Raw genomic sequence first — 1042 nt, 5'->3', positions numbered from 1 at the left:
GCGCCGTCGCGCCGCAAGAGCGCGAGGGCGAGGAGGACGGAGCGGCGCGCGGCGTGAGGCAGGACTTTTCATGCCGGTCTTCTGCCGGGGGCCGGCCGTGCCGTCAACGGGCGCCGGCGGTGCCGGCCGCGCCATCACTCCAGGAGCCCCCTTATGCCAGAGCCCCTCGCCGGTCCCGAAGCCGAGCCGTTGACGCGTGCCGAGGCCAAGGCCTTCCTGCGCATCGCGCACGATGCCGAGGACGCCCTCATCGACGCCCTGATCCCCGCCGCGCGCGTCTGATCGAGGCGGCCACCGGGCGCATTCTCGTGGACCAGACATTCGCGCTTCTCCGTGATGCCTGGCCGGCGAGCGGCATCATCGCCCTGCCGGTGGCGCCGGTCTCGGCCATCCTTTCCTCCGCCGTCACCGACGCGGGCGGCGCCGAGGTCGCGGTGCCGGAGGGCGCTCTGAGTTTGAGCGGCGAGCGCGCCCCGGCGCTGATCCAGGTGGACAGCGCCCGCGTGCCCAGGCCCGGTCCGCGCCATGACGGCATCCGCATCGTCGTGCGCGCCGGCTATGGCACGGCGGGCGACGTGCCGGCGGATCTCGTCCAGGCGGTGCGGCTGGCGGTGGCGCACTTCTACGAAATGCGCGACGGCGCGGGCGGGGCGACCGAGCTGCCGGCCGCCGTCGCCGCCCTCATCGCGCCCTATCGCGTGGTGCGGCTGTGAGCGCCATCGGCGCGCTGCGCCAGCGCCTCGCGCACCAGACCTATGTGGACCTGCCGGACGGCACCGGCGGCATCGCCCGCACCTTCCTCACCGTGGACCAGCTGTGGGGCCGGGTGGAGATGGTCGGCGACGATTTCGCCATCGCTGCCGAGCGTCCGCAAGGCGGGCACCGCGCGCGGATCACGCTGCGTGCGCCCAACACGGTGGCGCCGGGCGACCGGCTGCTGCTCGGCGCCCGCATCTTCCATGTGGAAGCGGTGGCGGACCCGGACGGGCGCGGGCGCCTCTCGCGCTGCCGCTGCCGGGGAGGAGCCAGCCGTGACCGCCCG

3 protein-coding genes are annotated in these 1042 nt (G+C 75.0%); all 3 read left to right on the top strand.

What is annotated here, in order from left to right; genetic code table 11:
* Positions 1-153: 153 nt before the first annotated feature.
* A complete protein-coding gene (locus AC2W7M_RS26185; protein ID WP_486136094.1) occupies positions 154-282 on the top strand; it encodes a hypothetical protein in 129 nt (42 codons plus the stop codon).
* 26 nt (positions 283-308) lie between these two features.
* The gene (locus AC2W7M_RS26180) at positions 309-713 is read left to right on the top strand and encodes a head-tail connector protein (RefSeq protein ID WP_486136092.1); all 405 of its coding nucleotides are present in this window, start codon (positions 309-311) and stop codon (positions 711-713) included.
* Positions 710-1042 (top strand): head-tail adaptor protein (locus AC2W7M_RS26175; protein WP_486136090.1); only part of this gene is annotated, 333 nt, incomplete at its 3' end. The genes AC2W7M_RS26180 and AC2W7M_RS26175, both read left to right, overlap by 4 nt.

The sequence above is a fragment of the Xanthobacter sp. BG11Y11_SDJG genome, assembly GCF_057364445.1.
Note: the sequence above shows the minus strand (reverse complement) of the source record. Positions and strands in the feature narration are given on the sequence as shown.

Coding starts and splice junctions, on each gene's coding strand:
- AC2W7M_RS26185 (WP_486136094.1), top strand. CDS start 154: ATGCCAGAGCCCCTCGCCGGTCCCGAAGCCGAGCCGTTGACGCGTGCC.